The organism is Bradyrhizobium sp. (assembly GCF_035652035.1).
Classification (GTDB): Bacteria; Pseudomonadota; Alphaproteobacteria; order Rhizobiales; family Xanthobacteraceae; genus Bradyrhizobium.
Window position 1 is genome coordinate 44426 of sequence record NZ_DASREO010000104.1, and the last position, 17033, is coordinate 61458.

Here is a 17033-nt window from a genome sequence, read left to right on the forward strand (position 1 = left end):
CGGTCGCTCTGCGGCTCCGATCGCCACCTGCACTGCGGCTTTGCTGTCCGCATGTGCAAGGTATGGCAGTTTTGCAGCCATACTTTGCATCGAAAAACGTATTTCGAGACGACAAATCCCCTCTTGACGGGTTTCGCAAACTGGTATCGGATGTTTAGTATTAAACTAAACTGAACATCGCGCCTGGAGGCGGCCCAAGGAATCAATCACGCTCGTGCGGAGTGGCACGCGCGCGTGCTTTTCCTCGGCAACCCCTTCGCATGCAGGCCCTCACGGGCATCGATGAACAAGCCGCACCTCGGACCGGGGCGCTTCCGATTGCGGCGAGGGAATGCGTCAGGAGAGGAAACCACATGCGAAAATCTACGACTGGAAGGTGGTCGAAATGGGCGGGCGGCGCGCTTGCTCTGTTCGCGGGCGTTGCGGTGTCGGCCCTCGCAAGCGGGCCAGCGCGCGCGGAAGGCAAGCAGCTTACGCTGTGTTGGGCGGCCTGGGATCCGGCCAATGCGCTGGTCGAGCTGGGCAAGGACTTCACCAAGCAGTCCGGCATCGAGATGAAATACGAGTTCGTGCCCTGGACGAGCTATGCCGACCGCTTCCTCAACGAGCTCAACTCGCACGGCAAGCTGTGCGACCTCATCATCGGCGACAGCCAGTGGATCGGCGGCGCCGCCGAGAACAAATGGTACGTCAAGCTCAACGACTTCTTCGACAAGGAGAAGATCTCGATGGACGATTTCGTCCCGGCGACGGTGGTCGGCTACTCGCAATGGCCGAAGAACACGCCGAACTACTGGGCGCTGCCGGCCATGGCCGACGCGGTCGGCTGGACCTACCGCAAGGACTGGTTCGCCCGTCCCGAAATCCAGTCCGCCTTCAAGGCCAAATACGGCCGCGACCTGGCACCGCCCAAGACCTATGACGAGCTGAAGCAGGTGGCGGAGTTCTTCCAGGGCCGCGAGATCGACGGCAAGAAGGTCTATGGCGCCTACATCTTCACCGAGCGCGGCTCGGAAGGCATCACCATGGGCGTGACCAACGTGCTCTATAATTACGGCTTCCAGTACGAGAATCCGAAGAAGGCCTACCAGATGCAGGGCTTTGTCAATTCGCCCGACGCGGCGAAGGGACTGGAGTTCTACAAGGAGCTGTACAAGTGCTGCACCGCGCCGGGCATGACCAATGCCTACATGCAGGAGGGCCTGGATGCCTTCAAATCCGGCCAGGTGGCGATGCAGATGAACTGGTTCGCCTTCTTCCCCGGGCTTTACAAGGATCCGAATGTCGGCGGCGACAAGATCGGCTTCTTTGTCAATCCGGCCGGCCCCAAGGCGCACTTCACCCAGCTTGGCGGGCAGGGCATCTCTGTTGTCGCGACCTCCGACCACAAGGATGACGCGCTTGCCTACATCAAGTGGTTTGCGCAGCCTGCAGTGCAGCAGAAATGGTGGCAGCTCGGCGGCTACTCGGCGCTGAAGGCCGTGGTCGACGCGTCCGACTTCCCCAAGAGCGCGCCGTTTGCTCCGCAGTTCCTGGAGTCGATGGCGATCGTGAAGGACTTCTGGGCCGAGCCGTCCTATGCGCAGCTGCTGCTCGACATGCAGAAGCGGGTGCACGACTATGTCGTGGCCGACAAGGGCACGTCGCAGCAGGCGCTCGATCTGCTGGTCAAGGACTGGACCAAGGTCTTTGGCGAGCAGGGCAAGACGGTGGCGTCGGAGTGACGTGACCTGATCCGCAAATGTGAGCGGGCTTCCCCGGATCGCGTTGATCCGGGGAAGTCGAAACAGCCACCGACGAAGTGCAAGATGACCACAATCATTCATCCCGACGACGCCCAGGTGACCCGCGCTGTTCCGGCAAAGGCCAGCCCCGCCTGGCGGGCGCGCGGGTTGTCGGACCGCTCGATCGCCTGGCTGTTTGTGGCACCCACGATCGCGCTGCTGCTTGCGATCAACATCTTCCCGCTGATCTGGATGATCCGGCTCTCCTTCACGAGCCTCAACCTCAGCATGTCCTATCTGCCGCTGCGGTTCGTGGGGCTCGACAATTTCCGCGACATCCTCACCGACGAGGACGTCTGGGACCGCCTGCAGACCACCGCACGCTTCGTGATCTGCTCGGTGGCATTGCAGGTGTTCGTGGGCTTTGGCCTCGCGCTCCTGATCAACCGGCGCTTCCGCGGCCACAGCTTCTGGACCACCATCATCCTGTTGCCGATGATGCTCTCGCCCGCGGTGGTCGGCAATTTCTGGACGCTGCTGTTCCAGCCGCAGATCGGCCCGTTCAACTATCTCGTCTCGCTGTTCACCGGCGTGCCGCCGAGCTCGTTTTCCATGACCGGCGAGGTCGGGCTCGCGCCCTGGACCATCGTGCTGGTCGATACCTGGATGTGGGCGCCTTATGTGATGCTGATCTGCCTGGCCGGACTGCGCTCGATCCCCGATTACATCTACGAGGCAGCGGAGGTCGATCGCGCTTCGCCCTGGCGGCAGTTCTGGTCGATCACGCTGCCGATGACGGTGCCGTTTTTGATGCTCGCGGTGCTGTTCCGCGCCATCGAGAACTTCAAGATGTTCGACATGGTGAACCTGTTGACCTCGGGTGGTCCCGGCTCGACCACCGAGCTGGTCTCGATCACGCTCAAGCGCGCGGCCTTCGAGAAGTGGCGCACCGGCTATTCATCCGCGCTCGCCATCATCCTGTTCGTGACGGTGTTCGGCGCAGCCAACATCTATGTCAAGGCGCTCAACCGGGTGAAGCAACGATGACCGCGGTTCGCACATCCACCGCCCATTCCATTGTCGAGGCCACCCCGCGGGCCAAGACGATCGCCGGCACGCTGGTCATCCTCTATGCCGTGATCTCGATCCTGCCGCTGCTCTGGATCGCCGCGACCGCCTTCAAGTCGCAGAGCGATGCGATCGCCTATCCGCCGAAGGTGATGTTCCAGCCGACGCTGGAGGGCTATGTGAACCTGTTCACCGTGCGCACCCGCCAGACGCCGGACTTCATCGCAAAGCTGCCGCCGGCGACCACCTGGTACGACAGGCTGGTGCGCCAGCATGACATGGTGATCGCAGGCCCGTCGAAGGTGATGCCGCGCTTCATCAATTCGCTGATCATCGGCTTCGGCTCGACCTTCCTTGCGGTGTTCCTCGGCACGCTCGCGGCCTATGCCTTCTCGCGGTTCAAGATCCCGCTCGCCGACGATCTCCTGTTCTTCATCCTCTCAACCCGGATGATGCCGCCGGTCGCGGTCGCCATTCCCATCTATCTGATGTACCGGCAGCTCAACCTGACCGACACCAGGCTCGGCATGATCCTGCTCTACACCGCCGTGAACGTCTCGCTCGCGGTGTGGCTGCTGAAGGGCTTCATCGACGAGATCCCGCGCGAGTACGAGGAGGCGGCGCTGGTCGACGGTTACACCCGGCTGCAGGCGTTGCGGAAGGTGGTGCTGCCGCAGGCGGTGACCGGCATCGCGGCGACCGCAATCTTCTGCCTGATCTTCTCCTGGAACGAATATGCCTTCGCGGTGCTGCTCACCAGCGGCGACGCACAGACCATGCCGCCATTCATTCCCTTCATCATCGGCGAGGGCGGCCAGGACTGGCCAGCGGTCGCCGCCGCGACCACGCTGTTCGTGGTGCCGATCGTGCTGTTCACCATTCTGCTGCGCAAACATCTGCTGCGCGGCATCACCTTCGGAGCGGTGCGCAAATGACGACTGCAGCACTCGATAAACGCGGCTTGGCGCGCTGGTTCCGACGGGGACCATGGGAGATGGTTGCGATGGCGCTGATCGCAGGCGGCATCGTCATGCTGGTGCAGCCGTTCTCGCTCGATCTCTACAGTTATTCTTTCGTGACGATCCTGGCCGGCACGCTCGGCTTTGTCGTCGTCAGCCATTTTCCGGAGTAGGGCGATGGCCGAGATCCGCGTCGAGAACCTGCGCAAGTCCTTCGATCAGTTCACCGCCGTGCAGGGCTCGAATTTCACGATTCCCGATGGTTCGTTCTTTGCCATGCTGGGCCCCTCCGGCTGCGGCAAGACAACGACCTTGCGGATGATCGCAGGCCTTGAGCTGCCGACCGACGGCTGCGTGCTGCTCGATGGCGAGGACGTCACCTTCCGCCGTGCCGCTGCCCGCGACATCGCCTTTGTGTTCCAGCTGTTTGCGCTCTACCCGCATATGAATGTGGCGCAGAACATCGGCTTTCCCCTGAAATGCGGCGGCATGAGCCGTGCCGACATCCGCGCGCGGGTGACCGAGACCGCGCGGCTGCTCCGCATCGAGCATCTCCTGTCCAGCAAAATCTCGAAACTATCCGGCGGCGACCGGCAGCGTGTTGCCCTGGGGCGGGCCATGGTGCGGCGTCCCAAGGCGTTCCTGATGGATGAGCCGCTGGGCGCGCTGGATGCCGAGTTCCGCCACCTGATGTGCAGCGAGCTTCGCGACCTTCACGACCGCATCCACGCCACCACCATCTATGTCACCCACGACCAGCTCGAAGCGATGTCGATGGCGGACACGATTGCGGTGATGAACGGTGGCCGCGTCGAGCAGATCGGCCCGCCGCAGGAGATCTACGATCGGCCGGCAAGCCTCTTTGTGGCTGATTTCATCGGCTCGCCTCCGATGAACTTTTTGAAATTCGAAGGCGGCCTGAAGCCGGGCGATCAAACGATCAGCTTCCACGACACCCGCATCGCTATTCCGGAGATCCACGAGGCGCGTGCGGCGGGGCCCCTGGTGCTTGGGGTGCGACCGGAGCATATTCGGTTCTCGGACACAGCCCCGGTGAAGGGGCGCGTATTCGGTGCGGAATATCTCGGCACCACCCAGATCGTCACCGTGGACACCCCCTATGGCCGCGTTGCGGCGCGGCTGCCGTCGAGCCTGCATGTCGGCATTGGCGAGGCCGTCGGCCTCAACTTCCGCGCTGAGCGGCTGGCACTGTTCGCCGCGACCAGCGGCTCGGCGATCCGCACCGCGAATTACGGGGTGGCTGGCCATGGCTGACGTGACCTTGCGCAACATCAGTAAGCGCTTCGGCTCCATTGAGGCCGTGCGCGACCTGTCGTTCACGGTTGATGACGGCGAGTTGGTCGTGCTGCTGGGGCCGAGCGGTGCCGGCAAGACCACGACCTTGCGCCTGATCACCGGCCTCGAGCAGCCGGATAAAGGCGCGATCCTCATCGATGGCCGCGACGTGACGCGCGATCCGCCCGGCAGCCGCGACATCGCTTTCGTGTTCCAGCAATATTCGCTCTATCCGCATTTGAGCGTGTACGACAACCTCGCCTTTCCGCTGCGCTCGCCCGCGCGGCGCATCAGCGAGCCGGAGATCAAGACGCGCGTCGAGCACACCGCCGAGCTCCTGCACATCTCGAGCAAGCTGAAGAACTCGGCGACGCGGCTCTCCGGCGGCGAGATGCAGCGCGTTGCGATCGGCCGGGCGTTGGTGCGCGATCCCGCGATCTATCTGATGGACGAGCCATTGTCCTCGCTGGACGCCAAGCTGCGCGCCGAGCTCAGGCTGGAGTTGAAGCGGATTCAGATCGAGCTGGGGGCAACCATCCTCTACGTGACGCATGACCAGGTCGAAGCCATGACCATGGCCTCCCGCATTGGTGTCATCAGGGACGGGCAGCTCCTGCAGCTCGGCTCGCCCCGCGAGATTTACGAAAATCCTGCCGACAGCTACGTGGCATCCAGGCTTGGCACGCCGCCGATCAATTTCCTGCCCGCGCGCCTGGTTCCTGACGTGGCGATGCCCGACGGCACCGAGACGATCGGTATCCGCACCGAGCATCTCGAAATCGGCAAGCGCAATGGCGGAAGCTTGATCGGCCGCGTCCACCGCGTCGAGCATCTCGGCGAGCAGAATCACGTTCATCTCGCCTATAAGGGCGAGATACTGGTCACTTTGGCCGACCCGCACCAGACGCTCGACCCCGGCGCAGAGGTCGAGCTGCATCTCAACCATCCGCTTTATTTCGATGCGGCGGGACGCCGGATTGCCGGCCCGCGAAGCAATGAGGTTCTGGCTCGATGACGTTGCAACCCGATACCTTCAAATCCCTGGTCAAGGTGGCCGCCGAACAGGTGATCGCCAGCGCCGGCGAATTGACCGCGCTGGATCAGGCGATCGGCGATGGCGACCATGGCACCAATATGAAGCGCGGCTTCGAGGCCGTGCTGGGCAAGCTCGATACGATTTCCACGCAGCCATTGGATGAAGCGCTCAAGACCATCGGCAAGACGCTGGTGATGACCGTCGGAGGCGCATCCGGGCCACTCTACGGCTCCTTCTTCCTTGCGGCAGGCGAGGCGATGGCCGGCAAGACGTTGCCGGAGGACCTGGCCGATGTGTTCGGCAGCGGGGTGAACGCGGTGAGCGCGCGCGGCCGCTCCCATGTCGGTGAGAAGACCATGCTCGATGTGCTGGTGCCCGTGCTCGAGACGTTGAAAGCGGACGTCGGCCGCGCCGATTTGATCGAGCGGGTGCGGACCACCGCGAGCGAGGCGGTGGAGCGCACGGTTCCGATGCAGGCGACCAAGGGCCGCGCCTCGTTCCTCGGCGCCCGCAGCATCGGTCATGTCGATCCCGGTGCGAGATCGAGCTGTGTGCTCGTGCACGCCGTCTGCAGCACGCTGGAGGCGCGGCCATGAGCGAGACCGTCAGCATTGTGATCGTCTCCCACTCCAAGGACATCGCGAAGGGCACTGCCGACATGGTGCGGCAGATGGTGGGCAGCGAGGTGAAGGTGGCGTTCTGCGGCGGCAATCCCGACGGCGGGCTCGGCACCAATGTCTCGCTGATCATGGAAGCCATCAACGATGCCTGGTCGGCAAAGGGCGTCGCGATCCTGGTCGATCTCGGTGGCGCCGAGACCAACAGCGAGATGGCGGTCGAGATGCTGGAGCCGGAGCGACGGAAGATGGTTGTCGTCTGCAACGCCCCTATTGTCGAGGGTGCGGTGATGGCGGCAACCGAGGCGGCCGGCGGCAGCTCATTGGAGCAGGTGAGGGCCGTCGCCGAGGAACTGACTGCCGGCTGAAACAGGCCGGCGGGTGAGCCAGGATTGGATATGGATATGCTTGAGACGTCCGCAGAGGGTCCCTTCGTCACCGGCAAGGTGAGGCTGATCCATGCCGCCGGCATGCATGCCCGCCCGGCGGTGAAACTGACCAAGCTCGCCAAGCGGTTCCAGTCCCAGGTCTCCGTCCGCGCTTCCGAGACGGCCGATTGGATCAATGCCAAGAGTGTTGCCAAAGTGATGGCGCTACGCGCGCCGCGGGATGCCACCATCGAGTTCAAGGCCCATGGCGAGGATGCCGAGGCCGCGATTGCCGCGTTGATCGACCTCGTCGCCACCGATTTTCCGGATGCGGGTGCATGACCATGCGCGCGGACGTCGCAGGGCTGAGCTTTCGCGGCAGAACCGCCTCGATCGGTTTTGCGCGCGGGCCCTTCATCCGCATCAGTGCCGGCGAGAACCGCGCACGCACGGCCGGCAAGCCGGAGGACGAAGCTTTGGCCTTGCGTGAGGCCACTCGGTCCGCGGCCGAGCAGATCGCCGAACTCGCGACGGCCGCCGGTGGTGAGGCCGCGCAAATCCTCGAATTCCAGGTTGCGCTGCTGGAGGACGAGGATTTCATGCATCCGATCTTCGTCGACATCGGCAACGGGCACGCTGCCGACGCGGCGTGGTTATCGGCGCTCGACGCGCAGATCGAGGACTACAACTCGGCCGACGACGAATATCTGCAGGCGCGCTCCTCGGATCTCGCCGATCTGCGCGACCGCGTGCTGCACATTTTGCGGGGCGGCGAGCGGCAGGCGCCGAAAATCCCCCGCGGTGCCGTGATCTGCGCGGACGATTTGCCGCCGTCGCGCTTTCTGGAAATCGACTGGTCCGCCGGCGGCGGCCTGGCGCTGCTGCGCGGCAGCCCGACCAGCCATGTCGCGATGCTGGCCCGCGCCCGCGGCATTCCCATGGTGGTGCAGCTGGGGAGCCTGCCGGATGGGGCAACGGCGCTGCTCGATGGCGAGAGCGCCACGCTCGAGCTCGATCCCGGCGCCGAGCAGATCGCGCTGTTCGAACGGCGGCGCGAGGCGCACCGCAAGAGCCGAGCGTCTGCGCGCGCCATCCTGCGGCGCCCCGCCGCGACCTGGCGCGGCGAGCAGATCAGGCTCCTGATCAACATCCAACAGGTGGAAGACCTCGACCACGCCGACGCGCAATATGCCGACGGCATCGGCCTGATGCGGACGGAATTTTTGCTGTCGGGGCCGGGCGGCATGCCCGACGAGGACACGCAATATCGCGCCTATGAGGCGGTGCTGCGCTGGGCCGACGGGAAGCCGGTGACGATCAGAACCTTCGATGCCGGCGGCGACAAGCCGGTCGCGGGCTTCACGCCCGATGGCGAGGCGAATCCATTCCTCGGCCTGCGCGGCTTGCGGCTGTGTCTTGCGCGTCCGGATCTGTTCAAGGTGCAGCTGCGTGCGCTGGCGCGGGCCGCGACCCGCGGAAATCTCAAGGTGATGTTTCCGATGGTTACCGTGCCGGCGGAGCTGGAGGCGGCGCGCGCGCTGTTTGCGCAAGCGGTTGCCGACTTGCAGGCGGAGGGCATCGGCGCGATGCTGCCGGAGCTTGGAATCATGGTCGAGGTGCCGGCCGCCGCGATGGCGATCGGCGACTTCAAGGCCGCATTCTTCTCGATCGGCTCGAACGATCTGGCGCAATATGTCCTGGCCTGCGACCGCACCAACGGGGCTCTCGGCAACCTGATAGATCCTTTGCATCCGGCCGTCATCGAACTGATCACGCGCACGGCCGAGCACGGGCGACGTGCGGGCGTCCCCGTCAGCCTGTGCGGCGACATGGCGAGCGATCCGGCTTGCGTGCCACAGCTCCTCCATAGCGGCTTGCGCGAATTGTCGGTAAACGCGCCGTCGCTGGCGCAGATCAAGCAGACCATTGACCGGCTGAGCCACGGAGGAAGCGGTGGCTGACACGGCACTCGATGCAGAGGGCGATGCCGGCGCGGTCGCGGCCTACAAGCGCATCTTCAAGGACGTGCTGGACAGCCGCCCCTCCGGCATGCGCATACGCTTAGCGCATGCCATGGGCAAGAACCGCAGCTTCGTCAGCCAGATTTCCAATCCGGCCTATCCGGTGCCGATCCCGGTGCAGCACCTCGCGACCATTTTCGATGTCTGCCATTTTCCGCCTCAGGCCAAGTCGCAATTCCTGCGCGCCTATGCGCGGGCGCATCCGCGCCGCATCGGCCGGCTCAGCCAGGGCACGCATGAGCGGATGCTGACGCTGCATCTGCCCGATCTCGGCAGCGCCAAGAAAAACGCGCAGCTCGATACGCTGTTGCAGGAGTTTACGCGGCGATTGATCGCGATCATGCAAGACGAAAAATAGCTCCGAAAAAGGAGCATGGCAGCAAGGGAAGATCTGGGAGGGACGCGTGAAGAAATTCATCAATTCCGTCGACACCATGCTGGCGGAGAGCCTCGACGGCTTTGCCGCTGTTCATGCCGACATCGTGGCGCTCGGCGCGGAGCGCAAATTCGTGCGGCGCAGCGCGCCGAATTTGCAGAAGGTTGCGCTTGTCTCCGGCGGCGGCAGCGGCCACGAGCCGCTGCATGCGGGTTTTGTCGGCCGCGGAATGCTGGATGCGGCGTGCCCAGGACAGATATTCACCTCGCCGACGCCGGACCAGATCGTGGAAGCCGCGACCGCCGTCGGCGGCAAGCCGGGCGTGCTGTTCATCGTCAAGAACTACGCCGGCGACTGCATGAATTTCGAGATGGCCGCGGAAATCTACGATGGGCCCGCGGCCAGCGTGATCACCAATGACGACGTCGCGGTCGACAAGTCGACCTACAGCGCCGGCCGGCGTGGTGTCGCGGGCACACTGGTCGTGGAGAAGATCGTCGGCGCCGCAGCGGAGCAGGGCGCGGACCTGCCAGGCTGCGCGAAGCTCGCCGAGGAGGTCAATGCGCGGACAAAATCCATCGGAGTGGCTCTCACGAGCTGCACGGTGCCGGCTGCCGGCACGCCGACATTCTCGCTGCCCGACGATGAGATGGAGATGGGCGTCGGCATTCACGGCGAGCCGGGGCGCAAGCGTGTGAAGCTCACGGAGGCGAGCGATATTGCTGAGCAGATGGTCGGCGCGATCCTGAGCGACTACGAGGGCGGTGCCTCCGGCCCGGCGCTGCTCCTGGTCAACGGCTTTGGCGGCACGCCCTCGCTCGAGCTCTATCTGATGTATCAGGCGGCGCGGCGCATCCTGGAAAAGCGCGGCGTGACAATCGCGCGCTCGCTGGTCGGCTCCTACGTGACCTCGCTGGAAATGGCTGGCTGTTCCATCACGCTCACCACGCTCGACGACCGGCTGACCGCGCTGTGGGACGCGCCGGTCCACACGGCCGCGCTGCGCTGGTAATCGCGGCTGGAACGACTTCTCGTGTCGCGAACGACAAAGCCGCCACGCGGTTCTCGCTCGACGGCTTCGCCTTGGGTGGGACCGGACGCCGGGGGCATGCACCCGCCGCACGGGCTGGACGATTTGGTGGCTTGCGCACCACGAAGCCTCAAGCCATCAAGATGGCAAGTGCCATCTTGATGGCTTGAACTTTGGATGCTATTTTATTGTATTAAGGAGCTTCCTATGGCCGAACCACAGCTTTCCGTCCGCAGCGCGAAGGCGCGCGATCTGGCTCACCGCCTTGCGCGGCGAGAGAAACGCTCGATCGCCGATATTGTCGAGCGCGCGCTAGAAGCTTACGAGATCCGCGAGGCCGGACGGGAGCCCGCCGCCGCATTCTATGCCCGGCTGTCCGCCAACTATGGGACCGATATCGATATCGAGGCCACTATTCGAGAGGCCCGCCGCGCCGATCCCGGTCCGGATCTTTGATTTTCCTGGATACCAATGTCGTGTCGGAGACACTGCGAAAAGCGCCGGACCCGGCGGTGATCGCTTGGCTTGTCCGATACGATGCCGAACTAGCTCTGCCGACAATAACGATCGCTGAGATCGCCTTCGGCATCGCGAAGGTTCGGCCCGACGAGCGCGCTGCGCGACAAGAGCATGGGCTGGCTGACTGGCGGCACCGTTGCTGGTCGAATTTTTGGATTAACGGAAGAGGCAGCTCTAGCCTATGGCGAGATCATGGGTGATGCTTTCCGGCAAGGGCTTGGCATATCGGCGCCCGATGGGATGATTGCCGCCATTGTACGTGTCAATGGCGGCCGCCTTGCTACTCGCAACCTGACGGATTTCAAAGTCGCCGGCGTTGAGCTGATCTCGCCCTGGGATTTCTGATAGCATTGTGGACACGCTCTTCCTCGTGCGGCCCCATCGCGCTTCATTTAACACAGCCTTTTGACAACCGGCAGATTGGCAAGACCGTCCTCGCCCTCACGGTCGAGACAGCGGGATCAAGCGCGTGAGCGCGGCTTTGAGAGCCAGGACCCTATCCGCTGTTGAAGTGAAGTGCAGGGACTAAGAAAAAGCCGCCAAGCGGTTCTCGCTCGACGGCTTCGCCTTGGGTGGGACCGGATGTTTTGGGGATGCACCCGGCCTCTTACCGGTAGCCGATCGATCAATTCACGCAACACAAGCCTGTTGTTAGCCTAACCGATCAACCTTAACGATTTTGAGAAGCGCACGACCATTTTAAGACCTCGGTAGATGTCCGCCATTCAGACGATCATAGACACTTACATCAGATTCGCGGATGGCCTTGCTGGCACTGAGGGCGCATCGGCTCAAGCTGCTGGCTGCGATCAGCGAAAGCGATCCCTTCTTCAGGAGTTTGCGAAGCCAATGCGTCGAGGAGATTTCCGCAATCGAAGCCGGCCTTGCGAGATTGCGCCCGCAGGGGGCTCCGATGGCGGACACGGCCGCGGCTCAATCGGCGTCGCCGGTCTCGGAACATTGCTCGTTGCATCAAACAGAGATCGAGCCTGTTGCAAGCGGGGAGCAAGAATTGGTTCCGCAGCAAATGGCAGCCGGTGCCACATCAGATCAGACGGCACACGGTCCGCGCCTTCGTCGCCGCCGAGTCTCAGATGGCCTTGCCCGCCAGGGCCGGCATGTCCAATCCCGTGCTGATCGCGAGCTCGCTGCTCGGCGCGGCGCTGGCGAATGCGGCAGGGTCGGACGGCGCGGTGCTCGCGGCAGACCTGATCGAACTCCAGCGGCGGCTGGAGCGTCGCCTTAAGGGTTGAGGCGATCTGTCTCCGTCACTCCCGCGCCTGCACCACCTTGCGGATATCGGCTTCCGACAGCGCGGACGCGCAGAGCTGGATGAAGCGGCAGGCATAGCCGCGCAGGAACGTGCCGCGCCGGACGGCAAGACGCGTCGTGTTGGCTTCGAACAGGTGCTCGCTTGGCAGGACGCGAAGGCCATCTTCGCCGTCCGGCTTCACCGCCATGGCGGCGACGATGCCGACGCCGAGCCCGAGCTCGACATAGGTCTTGATCACGTCGGCATCGATGGCCGAGATCGCAAGGTTCGGCGTGAGGCCAGCCTTGGCAAAGGCCTCGTCGACGCGGGCGCGGCCGGTGAAACCCTCGCTGTAGGTGACGATCGGAAATTCGGCGATGCTCTCGATGGTTAGAGGATCGACCCCGAGCAGGGGATGTCCGTCAGGGACGATCACCGCATGGTGCCAGCGATAATAGGGGAAGGTGACGAGCTCGGGGATGCCGTCGAGGGCTTCGGTCGCGACCGCGATATCGGCTTGACCTGATGTCATCAGAGCGACGATCTCGGCGGGGCCGCCTTGATGCAGCACGAGCTCCACGCCTGGAAACTCCTGCTTGAATTTGGAGACGATGGAGGGCAGCGAATAGCGCGCCTGAGTGTGGGTCGTGGCCAGCGTCAGGCGGCCGACGTCCTGCCGGCTGAAATGCGTGGCGATGCTTCGGATGTTCTTGAGGTCGACCAGGATGCGCTCCACCAGCGGCGCGAGCTCCTTGCCAGGCTCCGTCAGCCCGACGATGCGCTTGCCGTGACGGACGAAGATGGCAACCCCAAGCTCCTGCTCGAGATCCATGATGTGCTTGCTGACGCCGGATTGTGAGGTGTTGAGGGCCTTCGCGACCTCCGTGAGGTTGAGATCGCGCTGAAGCGCTTCGCCCAGAATGCGGATTTGCTGCAGGTTCATGCGCCTGAATCTACCCCCAATTCGGCCTCCGTTCAGATGGGATGATATAGCAGCACAACCGGCGCGGCACCATTTTATCAAAAAGGAACCGGAGCAAGCTAAAGAAGCAACGAGAGAGCCTGCGGTGTGCCTCGCATCAATTGGCGACCTTTTGGTGCACCAGATCCGCCTGCTGTCACCCAGATGGAAGTGAGTGCCCGGGGTGACGTTACGAAGCGTGCACAACCAATCGTTCGAGACCGGGTCAAAGCACAGAGACTGGGACAGCTTGACGAGCAAACGCGGTCCCATCATTTCGTAACGCTCGCATCTGCTCGAAATGTACCTCAGCCGCAACAATAGCATCCGGTCATAGCGGATCGACGCTTCACCTGGTTCAAGCCATCACCAAACTTTCGAGTTCATTGACGGTCTCTTCCTCGGTGATACCGCGGACCCGAGCGACTTCCTCCGATAGGCGGTCAAGTGCTCTTTATGTGTAAGCGTGTAGTCGAGGCCGGTCGGGCGTCGCAGTGCCGGGGCGGTCGGTCTGAGAGAGCGGCCAGCCGTGCGCGATCCATTCCAGAGTTTGCGTGAACCAGGCATACGGATCGACGTCATTCATCTCGCTCTCTGCAAAAGCGTCCCGATGGTAGCCCAGGTTCGACCGCCACCATGAGACCCGCGCGAAGAGCGCATTATTCTCGTAATTGTTTGCAGCCTTATTGCCCGCTCGACAATCTTCGAGTCGATCTCGATCCGGCCGTCGATCAGTAAGCGCTCGAAAGCGATGCGTCTCGACGTGGCGCAGCGGATCGCTTCCGTGAGTTGGGATTTGCCGGGACAGGCGCGGCAGCTCCTTCTCCCAGAGATCGAAGAGCGCCGCCACGATGGCGGCGGACCTTTCCTAGCGCGCCTTCATTCGGGTTGCAGGATCCTGGCGGCGGATGTCGGCCTCGATCTCCCAGAACCCCGCCATCGTCATCGCGGTCTGCATCACCAATTGCGAACTCTCGTTGACGTGCAGTTCGTAGAACCGCCGCCTGATGTGGGCAAAGCAGGCGGCCAACCTTTCCCTCATTGGCGCCCGCCGGCTTGGCGAACAGATTATAGGCGGCACAGCCGTCGACCTGCAGAATGCCTTCAAAGCCCGCCAGCGCGGAGCTAAGCCTACAGAGCTATACACGCATTGACGACAGTCCGCCCCCCCGACAGGTGCGATCTACCTCTACTTGATCGTGATCGTGATCTTCTCTGAAACAAGCGGCGGACTAAACGGATAATGCTTGGCGTCGCCGAGCACGAGTTGGAGCGTATGCTTGCCGGGCGGCAGTTCAAGCCGCGTCTCGGTTTGACCTGCGCCAAAATGAAGGTGGTTCTTGTCTTGCGGGATCGGCTCGCTCGGATTGAGTGGTTCATTGACGTCGATAAGCAGATGATGATGGCCGCTGTTCTGATAGTCGTCGCCCGCATGGGTGACGCCCATGTTGCGCAAACCAAATCGACACCAGAAGCCACCCTTGATGACTGCGCCGTTCTGAGGCCAGATAAAATAGAGCAGGGCGTCCTTGCCCGCCGGCTTGCCCTGCGCATGAGCGAAACACGAGAGAGATATGAGCAGCAGGGCCAGCGCGATCAGCCGGACAGTTCTCATAGGCCCACTCCACCGCAGCAATCAAGGTGAAAGAGCAACCCGGAATCCATGGGTCGGATATCGAACGTTGGTGTCGTAGCTGTCACGATTCGCCGATCGCACATAGCGCGAGTCGTTCTTCCAGGACCCTGATCGGATCACATGCGATCCGCAGTCAGCTTCGGTCCATGCCGAACCATCCAACGCAGCGCCGTGATAGCTCTTGTGCCAACAGTCTTCGACCCATTGGTCGACGCTGCCGCCCATATCGTAGAGCCCAAATGGATTTGGCTTGAAACTTCCAACCTTGATCGGTTGTTCGGCGCCGACGACATCCGCGCAATTCTTGCAATTGGCCATGCCTTGTTGAAATTCGTCGCCCCACCAGTAACGCGTTTGCGTTCCTCCGCGCGCCGCGTATTCCCATTCGGCTTCGCTCGGTAACCGGTAGGACTTGTGGGTGGTCTCCGTCAACCAAGCGGCAAACTGCTTGGCGTCCGTCCAACTCACATTCGTGACGGGGGCATCATCGTTGCCGGTTGCCGTGAAGGCACAGGACTTTGCCGCCGCGCATTGGTTCCATTCGCGGATGGAAACTGGATAGCGGCTGATCGCGAACGGCTTGATCGTCACCTGATGGACCGGCTTCTCGGTCGGATCATCGTTGCTGCCCATCATGAATGCACCGCCCCGAAGTAGGTTCATTTCCGGTTCGACGATCGGGCGCATCTGCTGTGCAGGGGACGTAGTCGGCAGTGCCGCCTGCTTTGTCGCTGGGATGGCGGGAGCTGGCGGGGTTAGAGGTGGTGCCTGCTGCGCGGAGGGCAAGCCCTGCTGAACGGAAGGCGCTGCGGAATGCGACGGCTGAGCCTGTTGCAGTGCCTGCTTCATGGCGGGCGACTGCGGCATCGGCAAATCTGGTGTAGGCGACGAAACCGAGCTCGAAATCTGATGTCTCAGGTTGACGTCAAGGACTGGCAGCCAATGCCAGAGCGCGCTAGCTCCGATCCCCATCAAGATGATACCCAACGAAAAGATCAGAACGTTCTCTCGTCGCCTTCTCCTATTGAGCGCGGCCGGGTCCGCCAGCACGCGATAGACCCTTACGGGGTCGGTGATGTTCTTGACCCTGCGGTCTCCAAGCGATTCGTACCCGCAAACCAGTTTGTTCTTGATTTGCTCGTAAATGCCGCCGGAGATGTAGACCTCGCCTGGCTCGGCAATGCTTTCAAGACGCGAGGCAATGTTGACTCCATCGCCATAGATGTCGGTTGCCTCAATGATGACATCGCCCAGATTGACGCCAATCCGATATTCAATCCGTTGCTCCCTCTCCAGCAGGGCGTTGCGCCCAAACATGTTTTGTTGGATGACGATCCCGCAGCGCACGGCTTCGACCGGGCTATCGAACACTGCAAAAAAGCCGTCGCCGGTGGTCTTGACGAGCCTTCCATGGTGTTCCGCGATGGTGGGTTCAATTAGATCACGCTGGATGCTCTTGACGCGCTCATGCGTCTCTTCTTCGTCGAGCTCCATCAAGCGACTATAGCCCGCGATATCACCGGCGACGATCGCAGCGAGACGACGCGGCGGTTGACTTCGCGACGGCGGACCACCTCTTCGAGCAGAATTGATGTCGCGAACCTTCTCGCGCATGTCGCAACCTCAGCCGCCTAGACCGACTTGCTCTGGAATACTCGAATTACCTTGCTCAGTTTGAAATCGAACTACTATGGCTCAGATCACAGAACAGAAAAAAGCGAAACGCACCATCGACGTCAATGGCCCCCGGTATCATAGCAATAAGTGGCTGAGCTCGCTAGAAAGTTCACTACAGCTTTGCGGCTAGATTCATGTCAGGCCCCCTGACGTTCGCTCAGTCGCGTCGACCCACGGTCGCCTACAAGTGGCTGGATCCCGCTTGCCGGGGCTTAGCAGGTCCGAGCCGTCGACCGGGTTGTGGCCCGGGGCTGCCGAACTTTGGTGCTGCGGCAAGTCGGCAGCTGCTTGGGGTACAGCGGCCGCAGCCTGACGCATTCCGGACGGGGGCGTAGTGCTTGGGTCCCATTTCGGCCCCAACCATCCCGCGATTCATTGCGCGGCCGTTAGAGTTTCGGACCGAACTCGGTTTTCGTTGTCCATCAGGACATGCAAACAGTCATTCCTTGTCATATCGCCGCTTTGGAGGCGATCGGCGGCGCGGCAAGTGTCA

At 62.6% G+C, this 17033-nt stretch carries 17 protein-coding genes and 2 pseudogenes; 15 read left to right on the forward strand and 4 right to left on the reverse strand.

The window, feature by feature from the left end; all coding sequences use genetic code 11:
• The first annotated feature begins 353 nt into the window (after positions 1–353).
• The 15 genes and pseudogenes from VFB05_RS29675 (at position 354) to VFB05_RS29745 (ending at position 12267) form a co-directional block, all read left to right on the forward strand.
• The gene (locus tag VFB05_RS29675) at positions 354–1724 is read left to right on the forward strand and encodes an ABC transporter substrate-binding protein (protein WP_325019269.1); all 1371 of its coding nucleotides are present in this window, start codon (positions 354–356) and stop codon (positions 1722–1724) included.
• Between the two features lie 84 nt (positions 1725–1808).
• On the forward strand, positions 1809–2771 hold the full coding sequence (locus tag VFB05_RS29680) for a sugar ABC transporter permease (protein WP_325019271.1): 963 nt from the start codon (positions 1809–1811) through the stop codon (positions 2769–2771).
• Positions 2768–3727: a carbohydrate ABC transporter permease gene (locus tag VFB05_RS29685; protein WP_325019273.1), complete on the forward strand. Its 960-nt coding sequence runs from the start codon at positions 2768–2770 to the stop codon at positions 3725–3727. The genes VFB05_RS29680 and VFB05_RS29685 overlap by 4 nt, the downstream gene beginning before the upstream one ends.
• Positions 3724–3924 carry a hypothetical protein gene (locus VFB05_RS29690; protein WP_325019275.1) on the forward strand — a complete coding sequence of 67 codons (201 nt, stop codon included), beginning with the start codon at positions 3724–3726 and terminating at the stop codon, positions 3922–3924. The genes VFB05_RS29685 and VFB05_RS29690 overlap by 4 nt, the downstream gene beginning before the upstream one ends.
• A gap of 4 nt (positions 3925–3928) precedes the next feature.
• The gene (locus VFB05_RS29695; RefSeq protein WP_325019277.1) at positions 3929–5026 is read left to right on the forward strand and encodes an ABC transporter ATP-binding protein; all 1098 of its coding nucleotides are present in this window, start codon (positions 3929–3931) and stop codon (positions 5024–5026) included.
• Positions 5019–6062, forward strand: a complete 1044-nt coding sequence (locus tag VFB05_RS29700) for an ABC transporter ATP-binding protein (RefSeq protein WP_325019279.1) — start codon at positions 5019–5021, stop codon at positions 6060–6062. Before VFB05_RS29695 ends, VFB05_RS29700 begins: the two co-directional genes overlap by 8 nt.
• Positions 6059–6679, forward strand: a complete 621-nt coding sequence (gene dhaL / locus VFB05_RS29705; RefSeq protein WP_325019281.1) for a dihydroxyacetone kinase subunit DhaL — start codon at positions 6059–6061, stop codon at positions 6677–6679. The genes VFB05_RS29700 and dhaL overlap by 4 nt, the downstream gene beginning before the upstream one ends.
• Positions 6676–7068, forward strand: a complete 393-nt coding sequence (gene dhaM / locus VFB05_RS29710; protein WP_325019283.1) for a dihydroxyacetone kinase phosphoryl donor subunit DhaM — start codon at positions 6676–6678, stop codon at positions 7066–7068. The genes dhaL and dhaM overlap by 4 nt, the downstream gene beginning before the upstream one ends.
• A 36-nt stretch (positions 7069–7104) precedes the next feature.
• Positions 7105–7410, forward strand: a complete 306-nt coding sequence (locus VFB05_RS29715) for an HPr family phosphocarrier protein (RefSeq protein WP_325019285.1) — start codon at positions 7105–7107, stop codon at positions 7408–7410.
• Complete coding sequence (gene ptsP, locus VFB05_RS29720; RefSeq protein WP_325019287.1) at positions 7407–9029, forward strand: phosphoenolpyruvate--protein phosphotransferase; 1623 nt, start codon at positions 7407–7409, stop codon at positions 9027–9029. Before VFB05_RS29715 ends, ptsP begins: the two co-directional genes overlap by 4 nt.
• The gene (locus tag VFB05_RS29725) at positions 9022–9447 is read left to right on the forward strand and encodes a hypothetical protein (protein ID WP_325019289.1); all 426 of its coding nucleotides are present in this window, start codon (positions 9022–9024) and stop codon (positions 9445–9447) included. The genes ptsP and VFB05_RS29725 overlap by 8 nt, the downstream gene beginning before the upstream one ends.
• A gap of 46 nt (positions 9448–9493) precedes the next feature.
• Positions 9494–10477, forward strand: a complete 984-nt coding sequence (gene dhaK, locus VFB05_RS29730) for a dihydroxyacetone kinase subunit DhaK (protein ID WP_325019291.1) — start codon at positions 9494–9496, stop codon at positions 10475–10477.
• A gap of 225 nt (positions 10478–10702) precedes the next feature.
• Entirely contained in the window at positions 10703–10951 is a 249-nt protein-coding gene (locus VFB05_RS29735) for a type II toxin-antitoxin system VapB family antitoxin (RefSeq protein WP_325019293.1), read from the forward strand.
• Positions 10948–11359 (forward strand): annotated as a pseudogene (locus tag VFB05_RS29740) (type II toxin-antitoxin system VapC family toxin). Before VFB05_RS29735 ends, VFB05_RS29740 begins: the two are co-directional and overlap by 4 nt.
• A 692-nt stretch (positions 11360–12051) precedes the next feature.
• The gene (locus tag VFB05_RS29745; RefSeq protein WP_325019295.1) at positions 12052–12267 is read left to right on the forward strand and encodes a hypothetical protein; all 216 of its coding nucleotides are present in this window, start codon (positions 12052–12054) and stop codon (positions 12265–12267) included.
• A 15-nt stretch (positions 12268–12282) separates the two neighbouring features.
• Here VFB05_RS29745 and VFB05_RS29750 read toward each other — a convergent pair whose 3' ends face one another.
• The 4 genes and pseudogenes from VFB05_RS29750 to VFB05_RS29765 all read right to left on the reverse strand — a co-directional run bounded on the left by VFB05_RS29750 (position 12283) and on the right by VFB05_RS29765 (position 16477).
• A complete protein-coding gene (locus VFB05_RS29750; RefSeq protein WP_325019297.1) occupies positions 12283–13209 on the reverse strand; it encodes a CysB family HTH-type transcriptional regulator in 927 nt (308 codons plus the stop codon).
• Between the two features lie 472 nt (positions 13210–13681).
• A pseudogene (locus VFB05_RS29755) lies at positions 13682–14360 on the reverse strand (IS66 family transposase); the annotation flags it as partial.
• 56 nt (positions 14361–14416) lie between these two features.
• Complete coding sequence (locus tag VFB05_RS29760) at positions 14417–14842, reverse strand: DUF4399 domain-containing protein (RefSeq protein ID WP_325019299.1); 426 nt, start codon at positions 14840–14842, stop codon at positions 14417–14419.
• A gap of 21 nt (positions 14843–14863) precedes the next feature.
• The gene (locus VFB05_RS29765) at positions 14864–16477 is read right to left on the reverse strand and encodes an SUMF1/EgtB/PvdO family nonheme iron enzyme (RefSeq protein ID WP_325019301.1); all 1614 of its coding nucleotides are present in this window, start codon (positions 16475–16477) and stop codon (positions 14864–14866) included.
• Between the last annotated feature and the right edge of the window lie 556 nt (positions 16478–17033).

Coding starts and splice junctions, on each gene's coding strand:
- VFB05_RS29675 (WP_325019269.1), top strand. CDS start 354: ATGCGAAAATCTACGACTGGAAGGTGGTCGAAATGGGCGGGCGGCGCG.
- VFB05_RS29680 (WP_325019271.1), top strand. CDS start 1,809: ATGACCACAATCATTCATCCCGACGACGCCCAGGTGACCCGCGCTGTT.
- VFB05_RS29685 (WP_325019273.1), top strand. CDS start 2,768: ATGACCGCGGTTCGCACATCCACCGCCCATTCCATTGTCGAGGCCACC.
- VFB05_RS29690 (WP_325019275.1), top strand. CDS start 3,724: ATGACGACTGCAGCACTCGATAAACGCGGCTTGGCGCGCTGGTTCCGA.
- VFB05_RS29695 (WP_325019277.1), top strand. CDS start 3,929: ATGGCCGAGATCCGCGTCGAGAACCTGCGCAAGTCCTTCGATCAGTTC.
- VFB05_RS29700 (WP_325019279.1), top strand. CDS start 5,019: ATGGCTGACGTGACCTTGCGCAACATCAGTAAGCGCTTCGGCTCCATT.
- dhaL (WP_325019281.1), top strand. CDS start 6,059: ATGACGTTGCAACCCGATACCTTCAAATCCCTGGTCAAGGTGGCCGCC.
- dhaM (WP_325019283.1), top strand. CDS start 6,676: ATGAGCGAGACCGTCAGCATTGTGATCGTCTCCCACTCCAAGGACATC.
- VFB05_RS29715 (WP_325019285.1), top strand. CDS start 7,105: ATGCTTGAGACGTCCGCAGAGGGTCCCTTCGTCACCGGCAAGGTGAGG.
- ptsP (WP_325019287.1), top strand. CDS start 7,407: ATGACCATGCGCGCGGACGTCGCAGGGCTGAGCTTTCGCGGCAGAACC.
- VFB05_RS29735 (WP_325019293.1), top strand. CDS start 10,703: ATGGCCGAACCACAGCTTTCCGTCCGCAGCGCGAAGGCGCGCGATCTG.
- VFB05_RS29750 (WP_325019297.1), bottom strand. CDS start 13,209: ATGAACCTGCAGCAAATCCGCATTCTGGGCGAAGCGCTTCAGCGCGAT.
- VFB05_RS29760 (WP_325019299.1), bottom strand. CDS start 14,842: ATGAGAACTGTCCGGCTGATCGCGCTGGCCCTGCTGCTCATATCTCTC.
- VFB05_RS29765 (WP_325019301.1), bottom strand. CDS start 16,477: ATGCGCGAGAAGGTTCGCGACATCAATTCTGCTCGAAGAGGTGGTCCG.